12 protein-coding genes and 1 tRNA gene are annotated in these 14683 nt (G+C 32.4%); 9 read left to right on the top strand and 4 right to left on the bottom strand.

Annotation, left to right across the window (positions count from 1 at the left end; genetic code table 11):
• The first annotated feature begins 362 nt into the window (after window positions 1-362).
• From V5784_RS08760 to rseP, 3 genes are all read left to right on the top strand, one after another.
• A complete protein-coding gene (locus V5784_RS08760) occupies window positions 363-1175 on the top strand; it encodes a metallophosphoesterase (RefSeq protein WP_336888651.1) in 813 nt (270 codons plus the stop codon).
• 281 nt (window positions 1176-1456) lie between these two features.
• The gene (locus tag V5784_RS08755; protein WP_336888650.1) at window positions 1457-2131 is read left to right on the top strand and encodes a thymidylate kinase; all 675 of its coding nucleotides are present in this window, start codon (window positions 1457-1459) and stop codon (window positions 2129-2131) included.
• Entirely contained in the window at window positions 2128-3147 is a 1020-nt protein-coding gene (rseP, locus tag V5784_RS08750) for an RIP metalloprotease RseP (protein ID WP_336888649.1), read from the top strand. Before V5784_RS08755 ends, rseP begins: the two co-directional genes overlap by 4 nt.
• 70 nt (window positions 3148-3217) lie before the next feature.
• On the opposite strand, the gene V5784_RS08745 is transcribed toward rseP, so the two are convergent.
• Window positions 3218-3294, bottom strand: a tRNA-Arg gene (locus V5784_RS08745).
• A 338-nt stretch (window positions 3295-3632) separates the two neighbouring features.
• On the opposite strand from V5784_RS08745, the gene V5784_RS08740 reads away from it, so the two are divergent.
• On the top strand, window positions 3633-4589 hold the full coding sequence (locus V5784_RS08740) for a DUF819 family protein (RefSeq protein WP_336888648.1): 957 nt from the start codon (window positions 3633-3635) through the stop codon (window positions 4587-4589).
• Window positions 4590-4880: 291 nt separating this feature from the next.
• Here the strand turns inward: V5784_RS08740 and V5784_RS08735 are convergent, their stop codons facing one another.
• Window positions 4881-5444 carry a pentapeptide repeat-containing protein gene (locus V5784_RS08735; RefSeq protein ID WP_336888647.1) on the bottom strand — a complete coding sequence of 188 codons (564 nt, stop codon included), beginning with the start codon at window positions 5442-5444 and terminating at the stop codon, window positions 4881-4883.
• 423 nt (window positions 5445-5867) lie between these two features.
• On the opposite strand from V5784_RS08735, the gene V5784_RS08730 reads away from it, so the two are divergent.
• The gene (locus V5784_RS08730) at window positions 5868-7784 is read left to right on the top strand and encodes an oligopeptide transporter, OPT family (protein WP_336888646.1); all 1917 of its coding nucleotides are present in this window, start codon (window positions 5868-5870) and stop codon (window positions 7782-7784) included.
• Between the two features lie 38 nt (window positions 7785-7822).
• Window positions 7823-8155, top strand: coding sequence for a PqqD family protein (locus V5784_RS08725; RefSeq protein WP_336888645.1), 333 nt, complete (start codon window positions 7823-7825; stop codon window positions 8153-8155).
• Window positions 8156-8225: 70 nt separating this feature from the next.
• On the opposite strand, the gene V5784_RS08720 is transcribed toward V5784_RS08725, so the two are convergent.
• Window positions 8226-10286, bottom strand: coding sequence for a PBP1A family penicillin-binding protein (locus tag V5784_RS08720; protein ID WP_336888644.1), 2061 nt, complete (start codon window positions 10284-10286; stop codon window positions 8226-8228).
• A 108-nt stretch (window positions 10287-10394) separates the two neighbouring features.
• Window positions 10395-10796 carry a DUF2914 domain-containing protein gene (locus tag V5784_RS08715; RefSeq protein ID WP_336888643.1) on the bottom strand — a complete coding sequence of 134 codons (402 nt, stop codon included), beginning with the start codon at window positions 10794-10796 and terminating at the stop codon, window positions 10395-10397.
• A gap of 265 nt (window positions 10797-11061) precedes the next feature.
• Between V5784_RS08715 and V5784_RS08710 the strand changes: the two genes are divergently transcribed.
• The 3 genes from V5784_RS08710 to V5784_RS08700 are packed head-to-tail and all read left to right on the top strand — an operon-like array spanning window position 11062 to window position 14466.
• The gene (locus V5784_RS08710; protein WP_336888642.1) at window positions 11062-12114 is read left to right on the top strand and encodes a Fe(3+) ABC transporter substrate-binding protein; all 1053 of its coding nucleotides are present in this window, start codon (window positions 11062-11064) and stop codon (window positions 12112-12114) included.
• 4 nt (window positions 12115-12118) lie between these two features.
• The gene (locus V5784_RS08705) at window positions 12119-13726 is read left to right on the top strand and encodes an iron ABC transporter permease (protein ID WP_336888641.1); all 1608 of its coding nucleotides are present in this window, start codon (window positions 12119-12121) and stop codon (window positions 13724-13726) included.
• 20 nt (window positions 13727-13746) lie between these two features.
• Window positions 13747-14466, top strand: a complete 720-nt coding sequence (locus V5784_RS08700; RefSeq protein WP_336888640.1) for an ABC transporter ATP-binding protein — start codon at window positions 13747-13749, stop codon at window positions 14464-14466.
• Window positions 14467-14683 lie beyond the last annotated feature (217 nt).

Genomic DNA, 14683 nt, shown 5'->3' with positions numbered 1-14683 from the left:
GGCTCTGCTATTGACATACAAAAAATAAAGTTCTAATATATTAAAAACGAGAAGCAATAATTAAAGAATTATTACTCCTCTTTTTATAAAAGTTTTACATTAATTTTTAGAGTTTACACAAAACTTGCAACAGCCCCAAATTAATTGTATATTATCTGCCTATGCCCTTTGTTGTATACCTATTATATTTACATTCAGGGAGTTATCTGGTAGGAGGGTTATTTTTTCTAGTCTCTTTTATATTTTTTATAAATATTACCGAGATAAAGAATGAAAAATTAAGGAAAAAACTAAAAATCATTGTAGCTAATTATTTATTTTTATATAAAACCCTATGTTTTATAACTATTTTAGCTATTGGTTTGGAAATTTTAGGATGGGGAACGGTAATAAAAGCACCTCTATTTCTTTTGTTTAGCTTTTTATTCTATATTTTACTGATGTGGAGAGGATATCAAAATTATATTCAAATAAAAATTAAAGAATATACGGTAGAAATACCCAACTATGACACTGAATTAAATCTGGTTTTTTTATCGGATATTCACCTAAGCGAATTGAGATCTATAAATTATGTGGAAGAAATAGTTGAAAAAGTAAATAGATTATCTGCTGATTGTATATTGGTAGGGGGAGATACAATAGAATCCCATATGGAATATTTGGAAAATAAAGGGTTTGATCAGGTATTTAAAAAAATGAGGTCTGAATACGGAGTCTATGGGGTGCTGGGTAATCATGAGTATACAGGTGATTTGAATAAAAACATGGAGTATTTAGATAGATGCGGAATTAAAATTTTAAGGGATGAATCGATCATAATAAAAAAATTAGAATTTATCTTTAGAGATGATGAGATAAATCGTTCTAGAAAAAAAATAAATGAAATCTATAAAAGTGTCTATTCAAAGGTTGTGATAGATCATCGGCCGAAAATTGAGGAAGCACTGAGTGAGGGTGTCGAACTACAACTTTCAGGACACACTCATGGGGGTCAATTTTTCCCTATAAATTTAGGGTATATGCTTAAATATAAAGTTATCTATGGGTATAAAAAAATAAAAAATATGGTTGTTATAGTGTCTTCAGGAGTAGGAACAGGGCTTTTCACCTATAGAACATGGAGTAGATCTGAAATAGTAAAGATAACGATTAAGGGGAGGATTCATGAATAAAGCTATAATAACTTTAGTAGTAGTGGTTTTCATCCATATGGGTTATAATTTCATATATAAGGATTTAGGAGATGAAAATTTTATAGTAAAAAGTTAATTTTTAACGTTTTAAAAAATGGTTCTAAAAGAAAAATTGATAAATTTTTTGAAGAATTAGAGGATAAAGCAGGTGTAGATCTAATAAAAAATATATGGAAAGGGATATAAAAAATGGGGAAGATTTATCTAGAAGAACTGAGATCCATTTTAGGAAAAAATAGATTGATTATAGGAGAGTAAAAATGGGAAAATTAATAGTAATAGAAGGAACTGATTCTAGCGGAAAGCAAACTCAAGCAGAATTATTATATGAAAAATATAAAAAAATAGGGAAAAAAGTGATGAAAGTTACGTTTCCAAATTATGAAAGCCCATCATCAGCACCTGTAAAGATGTATTTAAATGGCGAATTTGGAAAAAATGTAGGAGAGGTGAATACCTATGCTGTATCCACTATGTTTGCAGTGGATAGATATGCATCTTTCAAGACTACTTGGGAAGAGTTTTATAACGATGGAGGAATAATAATCTCAGACAGATATACAACCTCTAATATGGTTCATCAGGCGTCGAAGATGGATGATCAAGGGGAAAAAGATAGGTATTTAGAGTGGCTTACCGATCTTGAATATGAAAAAATGGGAATACCAAAACCAGATATGGTGGTATTTTTAAATATGCCTACCCAGATGGCATATAAATTGATGGAAAAGAGGAAAAATAAGATCACGGGAGAAGATAAAAAAGATATACATGAAAACGACCGGGAATATATGCAAAAATCCCATGACAATGCCTGCTATATAGCAGGCAAATATTCATGGAAAGAAATAATGTGTATAAAAGGTGGGGAATTGAAAACTATAGATGAGATTGGGAATGAAGTTTTTAGAGTTTGCGAGGAGTTGTCTAGATGAATATAATAATAACGATACTTATACTTGGGATCATAATAATGGTTCATGAATTGGGGCATTTTTTGACAGCTAAATATTTTAAGATGCCGGTGGAAGAGTTTTCCCTAGGGATGGGGCCTGTTTTACTCTCCCATGAAGGAGTGCATACGAGATATTGCCTAAGAGCTATTCCCATAGGTGGATTTGTAAATATCAAGGGGATGGAGGTAGAATCCGTAGTAAAAGATGGTTTCAATACTAAAAGTCCATTTCAAAGATTTGTAGTATTAATTGCAGGAGTAGTGATGAATTTCATATTGGCTTACCTTATAGTCTTTGGAAGTTTACTTTACAATGGAAAAGCAATTCAAAATGAAAAACCTATAATTGGAAATATGGTAAAAACTTCTAAATCTTTTGGGGATTTAAAGGTCGGAGATGAGATTCTGGAGGTAGATGGAAACAGGATAGATAGATGGGAAGATATAAGTCGTGTAAACGGAAATATAGACAGTAGCAGTATGGAATTTATTATAAGAAGAGACGGGGAAATCATAAAAAAAGAGGTTGAACTCACCTTTGATGAAAAGAGGGATGATTATTATATCGGGATATTGCCAGAATACAGTATTGAAAAATATGGTTTTATAGATGCCGTATCTGAATCGGGAACTACCTATAAAAATTTATTTATAATGATATTAACAGGATTTAAACAACTTGTCACAGGACAGGTAAGTGCTAAGGAAATATCGGGACCTGTGGGAATAGTTAAGATTGTAGGAGATGCTAGCCAAGGTGGGATGGGAATCTTGTTTTGGTTGACGGCACTACTTTCAATAAATATAGGGTTTTTTAATCTACTGCCGTTTCCTGCTCTAGATGGAGGGAGAATAATATTTATCCTTTTAGAAGTGATAGGGATAAAGGTCAATAAGAGATTTGAAGAAAAATTCCATATGGTGGGGATGATCATACTGTTTGGGCTTATTATTTTGATAACCTTTAACGATGTGTTGAATATATTTAATGAATAAATTTAAAAAAGAAGGTGAAATTAAAAATTTCATCTTCTTTTGATTTTAATTAAGTTTTATTTTATTAAAATGGTGACCCTGACGCGATTCGAACGCATGGCCTACTCCTTAGGAGGGAGCCGCTCTATCCATCTGAGCTACAGAGTCAACTCATAGATTATACAATATTTTCTCAAAAAAAGAAATATAGTTTTTTTTTTTTAATTATAAGGGAAATCGATAAAAAACACACATTATATTGTGGATAGAATCGCTAATTATTTTCTAAGGAATTTGTTATCGCATACAAACACATAAAGTACTATTAGTGTTAAAAAAACAGTACTTTCGCCTTTTTTTTTTCAAGAAAATGAACAAAAAACTTTGAATCCTTATAAAAATGTGCTAAGATATATTGGAAACAAAACGGAATCTTCGTTTTATGTACAGTTTTTCATAGAAATGAAGAAAGTATCAAAATAGCTTAAAAACAGGAGGATATTCAAATGATAACAAACATATTCAGTTATTTTTCGTTATTGATATTATTCATAACGGCAGTATTGTATTGTGAGAAAAAATTAAAGTTAAAAATATTCAAGGTTATACCGGGATTAACATTTATTTATTTTGGTGGAATGATCGGTGCAACAATGCAGATTTGGGTGTTAACACCAGAATTATCGAGTTTTATTGGGCAATTAAAATATTTTTTACTCCCAATGATGCTATTTTTATTACTATTAAAAAATGATATTAGAGATGTATTTAAATTAGGGCCAAAGTTAATGGGTTCATTTTTAGCAGTAACAGCTAGTATCATAATTGGATTTATAATTGTATTTGTTGCGTTAAAATCAAGATTTGACGCAGATGCATGGCAAACATTCTCAATCTTATCTTCTTCATGGGTTGGAGGGTCAACAAATATGGCCGCTGCTCAAGCAGGATTAGGAGTAAAAGATGGTTCACAAGCATTGACATATGCATTCTTAATGGATAATCTCTGTGCATCATTCTGGTTAGTATTACTTATCAGTGTAGCTCCAATGAGAGAAAAGTTTAATAAATTCTCTGGCGCAAACAGTGATGAAGTAGATAAGATCATAAGTCAGATCCATGCTACAGCAGCTAAAAATGAAGACAAGAGAGACTATGAATTTATGGACTTTATGTTAACATTAGGTTTAGGTCTTGGAGTAGCAGGAATAGTATTAGTTCTTGGTAAACAAGTAGTTAACCCAGGTGGATTAACTGATGCTGATTTCTTATCCGGTCTTAGATCATTCTTTAGTGGATCTGGATGGATAGTAATCTTAGCTACAATATTCGGTATCTTAGGAAGTATGACTCCATTAAAGAAAATTAAAGGTACTGACCATGTAGGTAGTGTACTTTTATACGTAGTAGTAGGATTAATAGCAACATCAACAGACTTCTCTACAATCGATCTGGGTCAATAACTATCTATATCATAGCAGGGTTCTTGGTATTATTATTCCATTTAATAGTACTATTAATAATTGCAAAAATATTCAAGTTAGATCTTTAGATCTGTGGTATAGCTTCCCAAGCTAATATCGGTGGATCTGTAACAGCTCCAATCTTAGCAGGAACGTATGACGAAGCGTTAATTCCAGCGGGCTTATGATGGGTATATTTGGATCGGCAATAGGAACTGTAACAGCTCTTATGCTAGCTAAACTTCTGATGACATTATAAATTTATTCTACTCCAGTTTCTCCCTATGAGGGTCATTCTATCTTAATATCAAAATCTCTTACTAAGCCTACTAAATCAGGGAGGGAAAATTTACCTCCTTTAATACGATTTGTCAGGGGATTGATCCTATAATTAATAGCACCTTTAAAGTTAGATCTCTCTAAATTACAGTTATCAAAGGATGATCCTTCTAAATCTGAGTTATTGAAAGAGGTCTGACTTAGGTTAGTCTCAAAAAACATACATTCCTTCAGAGTAGAATTTGAGAAATCTGTCTTTTTGAGGTCTAACTTGCTAAGATCACAATATTTTAAGTAGGAGTTGTGAAAGGTAACTTCAATTATAAATGGATTGATAAGACTTAGATTAATACTTATAAGTTCAGAATTTTCAAAATTAAGATCGATAAATTTTGCATCAGAGAAGGTGGAGGAGTTTAACTGGCAGGATTTAAAGGTACAATTTTCTAGTGTAGTGCCATTAAAACTTACCCCGTGAAAAATTATTCCTCTAAAAGTACAACTTAAAAATTCACTGTTTTCAAAAACTAATAGATCTATATCCTCTTTGGTAAAAATCATATCTTCATAATACATATATCACTTCCTTTAATCATAATTTAAATTTTGTATAAAATTATTTGTTTCATTAATTTATGGCATATAAATTGTATCATTTTCTTCAATTTTTATCTATTTTCTTGTTTTGAAGATATATTTAATAAAATTAAATAGTCTGTTTGATAGGAGATAGTTCGTCTGAAGAGGAATTTTATTTCAGTTTTCTGTAAAAAAAGTGATTTAAATGAATTTTTCTTGAGGGAGGAAAAATTATTTTAAATAAAATTTAAGTTTTGTAGTGAAAGTTTGTATTTTTAAATTAAACAAAATGCGATTATTGTATCAAATGAATGAACTTTAGTGTCGAAATTTAGGTTCTCGACTTAAAACAGAAAGAAGGTTATCGTTATTGTACAATATAGTGAAATTAAACTTTGTTGAAATTCAAGGAGGGAAGTAATGAACGAGAAAAAACATCAATTTAAACCTTTTGTATCTATGGATACAGCGATGTCGGAAACTACAGCAGTTTCTATAGGATTAGGAATCTTATTTGCAGTAATATTTGCAGCATCAAATGTATATTTAGGATTAAAGACAGGAATAACAATTGCGGCAGCAATTCCAGCTTCAATATTAGGAACAGGAATATTAAAAGCAATATTTAAAAGGGATTCTATATTAGAAGCTAACTTAGTAGCTTCAGTAGCCGCAGTAGGAGAATCTATCGCAGGTGGAATCATCTTTACATTACCGGCTATCATGATATGGGGACATGACTTAAGCATGGTTTCTATAGGTATCATAACTATATTAGGTGGATTAATTGGAACTTTATTCGTAATTCCATTTAGAGAATATCTAATAGTTGAGGAACACGGAGTATTGATGTTCCCTGAATCAATTGCAGCTTATGAGATCTTGGTGAATGCCAACAAAGGTGGAGAAGGATTTAAAACTGTATTGAAAGGTCTGGGAATGGGTGGAGCTTTCAAATTTCTATCTGGTGGATTAGGACTTTGGTCAGAAGGACCAGTGTGGGCTATTACAAAGTTAGGAACGGCTTTTGGATTTAGTGCAGTAGCATCATTATTAGGAGTAGGATTTATCGTAGGAACTGGAGTAGCTATATTGATGTTCTCTGGAGCATTATTAGCATGGTTTGGTTTCATACCATTAATAAAGTTCATAGGTGCAGGAGCTACAACTCCTATATTCCCGGCAACTCAATTAATATCAGAGATGTCAGCGATAGCTATCTGGTCTAACTATATTAGATATATAGGTGCAGGAGCAGTAGCAACAGGTGGATTTATCTCGTTAGCTAAATCAGCACCAGCTATCATCAGTTCTTTCAAAGAAGCTATAAAAGGTTTAAAAATAGAAAAAACTGCTCATAAAATAGAAAGACAACACATCGATACTCCACTAACATTTGTTGGAGCAGGAGCTATCGCAGTATTCTTAATAGTATGGTTATTACCATTATCAGCAGGAATACCTAAAGTAGGATTTATCGTATCATTTCTCGTAATATTCTTCTCGTTCTTCTTCGGTGTAGTATCGGCTAGAATGACTGGAATCATGGGTGCATCAAATAACCCTGTATCTGGAATGACTATCGCATCATTATTAGTAATCGCATCAGTTATCAAAGCATCTGGTGTAGATCCTGAGTTAGGAAAAATCATGGCTATCATAGCTGCCGGTGTAGTTTGCATCTCAATCGCAACTTCTGGTGGAGTAGCCCAAAGTTTAAAGCATACATATTTAATTGGTGGAACACCAAAGAAAATCGAGTGGTCAATGTTTGCTGGATTAGTAGTATCAGCATTTGCAGCTGGTGGAATAGTACTTATGTTGCATAAAGCTTTCGGACTGGGATCAGCAGACGTTCCTGCACCTCAAGCTGGACTGATGAAAATGTTATCTGAAGGTGTTATGACGGGAGAGATCCCTTGGACATTAGTTATTATCGGTGTAGTTATCGCTATAGTTATTAACTTCTTAGGATTATCTATCTTACCTATCGCTTTAGGATTATATTTACCAATTCAATTATCAGCTGCTATCTTAACAGGAGCATTGGTAAGAGAGGTTGTTGAGATGAAATTCAAGAAAAACTTAACAGAGCAAAAAGGAAGAATAGAGAAAGGTATCTTACTATCTTCTGGATTAGTTGCTGGAGACGCTTTAATAGGTATCTTACTGGCGGTATTCATCACTCTAGGAAAAGATTTAACTACATTCGGAAGAAAATTTGGAGCTATCACTACAAATTCTACTGTAGGATTCATAGTCTTTATGGCGTTAGCTGTTTGGATCTATACTCAAGTAGTTTCTGGAAAAGCTTCAGGTGAACAATTACCTGAATAATAAAAATTAATAAGCTACATTTAGAATAAGGAGCAAAAATGAAAAAAAATGGAGAAAATTTTCTAGATATTATCCCTGTAAAACTTCATTTGGATTGTAAAAGGCAGGGTGGAAACATCCATCTTGTCTTTACCCATACTAGTTTCCTTCAAAGAACTTTGAGGTGGATGACTAAAAAATCTGATACTAGTACTCTAGAATTAGATGGATTAGGCAGTTTAGTCTGGGAGAATATCGATGGGAAAAATACAATATATGAGATCATTAATATTCTTTTGGAAACAGAGGAAGATACATATGAATCTATGCAGCAAAGAGTATTTATGTTTATCAGAATATTAAAAAATAGAAAAATAATTGCTTTTAAATAATTTGATTAGAAGTAGAATAGTTAATTAAAAAAAAGTTCCTACAAAACGATATTTTGTAGGAACTTTTTTTTTAATTGAACCAGCCTTTGATCCCTTTAAATATTTTTTCAGTGATTGTGTCGGGAACCTGCCCCTTTTTAAATAAGACTTTCCTTCTAAATTCCTTAGGAGCTCTCTGTACCTCTCCACTACGGATGTCAATGTTTCTACGAACTAGTTCTCCACTCTTGATATTTTTATCAATAAAATCAAATGAGGTAGGGTTGTATATTCCTCTATCGATCATTTTTTGATAGTAGTCTTTCCATAAAGGAACTGCCATACGTCCACCAGAGGAGCTGTTTGGCATGGAGGTGTTATCATCATAGCCAATATATACCACAGTTACATAATCAGGGGTGAATCCAGCATACCAGGCAGATCTAAAGCCATTAGAAGTTCCTGTTTTTCCACCTTGATCAACATTAAATCCATGTTTAGAATGTAGTTTAGCTCCCTTTCCAGATCCATGTTCCACAACTTTTTCAAGCATATAGGTCATGAGTGAGACATCTATGGAGTCATAGATGTTTTTACCTTCTAAATCTTTGTTTTTATAGATAATATTTCCATCGGTATCCTCTATTCGAGTAATAAAAGAGTTCCTATGTGAAGTGCCGCCATTGGCAAACGGAAGGTATGAAGTAGCTAATTCTAGTGGGCTAGCACTGATAGAACCTAGAGCTATTGTAAGATCTTTGGTAAATTCTACACTTACTCCTGTTCGATTAAAATTATCTATAACATTATCTATTCCCACGTCGTTTAACAGCTTTACAGCTACGGTATTGACTGATTTTTCCAACGATTGAATGAGAGTAATGTTTTTATACTTGGCATTATTATAGTTTTTAGGAGACCAATTACCGTATTGGGTGCTGGAACCATCTATAAGTTGATTCATAGTATATCCTTTTTCTAGGGCTGTATAGTATACAAATGGTTTAAAGGTGGATCCAATCTGTCTTTTAGCATAGATACCACGATTAAAGTTGCCAGATCTGTAACCCTTTCCTCCTACCAAACTCCTAACTTCCCCTGTTTTGGTATCCAAAGTAACCATAGCACCCTGAAGTTTTTTATCAGATTTAAATTTTGAATAATTTTCAAAGCTATTCTTTGCAATTTTTTGCATCTCATTATCTAAGGTAGTGTATACTTTGAATCCACCTCTAGAAAAAATAGAGGGTTCCACTAGATTGACGAGTCTCTCTTCGACTATATCCATAAAATCACGTGCTTTGGTAGATTCTCTTTTCCTTCTGCCATCTTTTATAATGACAGTTATAGTTTTGTCAGAAAAAAAAGTTTTTTCATACTCGGCTTCCATAACAAATTTATGTTTTATAGCTGTATCATATTCATCTTGGGAGATATAATTTTGATTCAACATAAGTTTTAAAATCAGATGGGTTCTTTTCATGGAAAACTCTAAATTTTTTCTAGGATTATACATATTTGGTCTATTGGGAATACCCGCTAGCATAGCACTTTCAGCCAGATTGATCTTAGAGATATCTTTATTAAATATATCTTTAGCAGCTTCCCTGACACCGTATGATCCAGAACCAAAATAGATCTCATTGAGATATTTTTCTAAGATTTCATCTTTAGAATAAATTCTTTCCATCTCTAACGTTATAATAACCTCTTTGAATTTACGAATAAATGTACGTTCATTGGATAAAAAGGCATTTTTAGCTAGCTGTTGTGAGATGGTACTTCCACCTTGAGCTATCCTGCCTTTGGATAAGTTTACCAGAACAGCTTTTCCCAGCCGCCATACGTCAACCCCATGATGGGAATAAAATCTTCTGTCTTCTACAGAAATAAAAGCTTTTTGCAAATAGACTGGTATCTCTTTGATATCTGCATTTTCACCTTTTTGTTTGGACAGATAGTCTACAATGTGTTGATCCTTATCGTAAATTACAATTGGTTCCGAAGCCGTGTAGGAGGTGATTTTTCCTTTGACACTAAAATATGTGATGGTAGTCAATGCTATGAGGAAAAAGATTACTCCTAAGACGGAAATAAATATTTTATTTCTTTGTTTTTTTAAAAAATCAACAATTTTTTTTACATAGTTCATGAAATGATCAGTCCTTTTTATTTATTTTTATTAACTATAGTATATCATAAAAATCATAAAGAAAGGAGTTAGACGAATGTCTAACTCCTTTCTCAATATTTTGGCGGATTATTCAACGTTAAACTCTTTTTTAGAGAGAACCGTATCATCTTCATCTACTGCTTCTACCGACCATTTTCCCGATAAAAATAAATTTTTATTGGACCAGGTTCTCCATCTAGATCCTGATATTTTTAACGGAACAGAAGCCATGAGGGTTTTTTCACCATCCTCTTGAAGAAGATACCAATTGTGATAGATAGTTTTTTCCTCTCCTATATCTTTAAATTCAGTATAAAAATATCCTTTAGAATATAGTTTAAAAGTATCCATTGTTTTTAAAGGTTCTTTTCCCACAATCTCATTGGTTAAAACTACTCTATCTAGACGAAAAGAGTTTTCACTATTGGATTTTCCATAGGCTGTAAGAGTCCCAAGGATAATTAGCATACTTATCAATAATTTTTTCATGATTTTTCCTCCTTTAAATAGTTATTATATAAATTTGAGTTGAATATAATTTATAGATATTTATCCTATTGATAGTTTAACTTTAAATTAAAAGTTTTACAAGTATTTCTATAAAATTAAGAATATAACCACATTTAGATTCTTGACTCCGGTAATAAAAAAAGCTTGTAAATATTTTGATTGTGTTATATAATTATTTCGTAAAGTTTGCTAATCAAAGTTTTTAACTATGGTTTCAATCAAATATATTATTGGGAGGAAAGAAATGAAAAAAATGAAAAAAATTATACCGTTTATAATATTATCTTCCGGTTTATTAACTGGATGTTTTAAAGGTAAAGAAGAAGCAAATGTGCCAAACATATCAAAAGAATTAAATATATATACAGAGAGAAACTATGATATAGATAAATCATTGATCTCAGAATTTGAGAAAGAAACTGGTATTACAGTTAATGTAGCCCATTCTGGAGCAGATGGGTTATTAAAGAAGTTAGAGATAGAGGGGAAAGATTCTCCTGCCGACTTATTTGTGACTAAGGACGCAGCCAGATTAGGAAGAGCAAAAGATTTAGGATTATTACAACAAATAAAAGATAAAGAGGTATTAGAATTAGTTCCTGCAAATATAAGAGATAAGGATAACTACTGGACTTCATTCACTTATAGAGCTAGAATATTTGCTTACAATAAGGCAAAGACAGATCCATCAACATTATCTACATATGAAGACCTAGCTGATCCTAAATGGGCTGGAAAGATATTAGTAAGAAGTTCAACTAACTCATATAACCAAGCTTTAATAGCTTCTATGATTTCTGCTAATGGTGAAGAGGCAACTAGAGAATGGATTCAAGGACTGGTAGCTAATATGGCAAGATCACCTAAAGGAAATGATAGAGACCAAAGTAAAGCAGTAATTGCTGGAATCGGAGAAATTGCTATAATGAACTCTTACTACCTTGGAAAAATGATCCACTCTACGGATGCTGAAGAGAGAAAAGTTGGAGAGCAATTGGCTATCTTCTTTCCTAACCAAGATGGAAGAGGAACTCATATCAATGTAAGTGGAATGGGAATTACAAAGTATGCAAAGAATGTTGAAAATGCTGAAAGATTCATTAAGTTTTTCTTAAGTGAAAAATCACAAACTAGATTTGCCAATGAAAATTATGAATATCCTGCTAATAAAAATGTAAAAGCTAATAGCACAGTTCAATCATGGGGAGATTTCAAAATCGATAGCTTAACTTTATCTGAGTTAGGAAAGTACTATAAAAAAGGAATAATTATGGCTGACGAAGAAGGTTGGAAATAAATCAATGAATTTAAGATCATTAAAGAGGAATCTAAATATTAATTTAGATTCCTGGCTTTTTATAAGCTTAATTTTGTCATTTTTCCTGTTAGCTCCCATTATAACTCTATTTACAAGTTTAGCTACACAAAATATAGATACATTTATTCATATAGCCAAAACACTCTTACCGGAATACATAAAGAATAGCTCTATAATAGCATTATTTACTGGTTTATTTACCATGATTATAGGAGTTTCTACAGCCTGGATATTGACTATGTATGAGTTTAAATTTTCTAAATTTTTTAATGTTGGGCTGATACTTCCTTTGGCAATTCCAAGTTATATAGCTGGATATGTCTATTCAGGGATTTTTTCATATACAGGGGTAGTAAGTAGAACAGCCAGGAATTTATTTGGATACAATTTAAATTTAGATGTTATGAATATATATGGTGTGATCTTTATATTTACATTTTTTCTTTATCCATATGTGTTTATCATAGCTAGATCATTTTTTGCCAAACAGTCACTATCGATGTTAGAATCAGCTAAGGTATTGGGGAAATCTGATACTCAGACATTTTTCTTGGTAGTTCTACCTCTAGCGAGAACAGCTATCGTAGGAGGGGTTACCCTGGTTATAATGGAGGTATTGAGTGCCTTTGGATTGCCTAGTTATTTCGGTGTACAGACCTTTAGTACAGGAATATTCAGAACTTGGCTGGCCTTAGGAGATACTGATGCTGCTATAACTTTAGCGATTATTCTTATGGGATTGCTCTTTACAGTCATCTTCATAGAGAGAAAATCCAGAGGAAGAAGACAGTATTCTTTTACTAATACCAAGATAAGGCCGGTAAATAAAAAGCCGCTTTCGGCTAAACATAGTGTTATAGGAATTATTGTCTGTATAATTCCTATATTATTTGGGTTTATTCTACCCTTGATGCAATTGATCTCGTGGTCATTTATGACCTATGGGGATGTTTTGAATCATAAATTAATAAAAGTTATATGGAATACACTTTCTATAGCTGTGGTAGGAGCTGTATTCGCAACCGTGATGGCAGTTATTATTTCTAACACATCCAGATTAAAAAAAGGAAAGATATCTAAAATCTTATCTAAGTTAACTACAATAGGTTATTCTATTCCTGGGGCCGTTATAGCCATTGGAGTTATGACATTTTTTATCTTTGTAGATAGAAAGATTTTAGGGCAAAAAGTATTCTATGGAACCTTATTTTTGATGGTCTTTGCATATATAATCAGATATCTAGCTGTAGCTTACAACAGTGTGGAAAGTGGATTTGATAAGATCGGAATGAAATTTCATGAAGCTTCTAGGAGTTTGGGGTATGGAAAGACCAAAACATTCTTTGCAGTGGATCTGCCTATGATAAAGGGAAGTGTAATAGGTGCAGTGATTTTAACGTTTTTAGAAATAATAAAAGAATTACCCCTTACCTTGATATTGAGGCCATTTAATTTTGAGACATTATCCACCTATGCGAAACGATATGCCGATGATGAGATGGTACAACATAGCGCCATACCATCTATTGTTCTTATTTTAATTGGAATATCAATAATTATATTCTTTGAGACAGTCAATAAAAAGAAATAAAAAAAAAGGGGGTAATAATCATGAACTATATAGATTCAAAAAAATTATATTTTAGATATAGAAATTCTACCGAAGATGTTTTGAAAAATGTAGATTTTAACGCAAATAAGGGAGAAATAACTGCTATTATAGGTGAAAGTGGGAGTGGGAAATCTACCCTTCTACGTATTTTAGCAGGGCTAGAAGTACCGCAAAAAGGAGAATTGACTATCAATGGCAGGGTTCTTATAGATGAGAAAACATTTATTCCTGTGGAAAAAAGAGGGATTGGGATGGTATTTCAAGATTATGCTCTCTTTCCTCACCTGTCTGTGGAAAAAAATATCTTATTTGGAATGAATAAGATGAAGAAAGAATTAGCTTCTAAGAGAACTTGTGAAGTATTAGATTTAGTTAGTATGAAAGAATTTATAAAGAGATATCCCCATGAACTCAGTGGAGGACAGCAGCAGAGAGTTGCCCTAGCACGTGCTTTGGCTCCTAAACCAAAGGTGATCCTTTTAGATGAACCATTTTCAAATTTGGATGCTAATCTTCAAGGTAAGATAAGGAATGAATTAAAGATTATATTAAAAACCAGTGGAGAAACTGCTGTTTTTGTAAGTCATGACAAGGACGACCTAGAGATTGCTGATAATGTGATGGTATTGTATAAGGGAGAAGTTATTCAGACAGGAACCCCTGCAGAGATTTTTAGAAATCCTAAAAATGATTATGTGAGGCATATTTTAGGGATATAATTAAAAAATTAATATTAATTTATTTGTGTTAGATGATAGATCTAATATGGTCTAAATAAAAGGAGTCTGCCCACGGTATACTGTAACCTGTGAACTGGACACTAGAAAAAGAGTGTCTAATTCACAGGTTTTTTGTATACTATAAAAAAATATTAAGGAGTTCACTATGTCTAAAAAAATATTTAGCCAAAAAGAAATAAAAATATTATCCAAAAAT

The sequence above is a fragment of the Psychrilyobacter sp. genome, assembly GCF_037132775.1.
GTDB lineage: Bacteria > Fusobacteriota > Fusobacteriia > Fusobacteriales > Fusobacteriaceae > Psychrilyobacter.
This window is presented reverse-complemented; position numbering and strand designations above follow the sequence as displayed.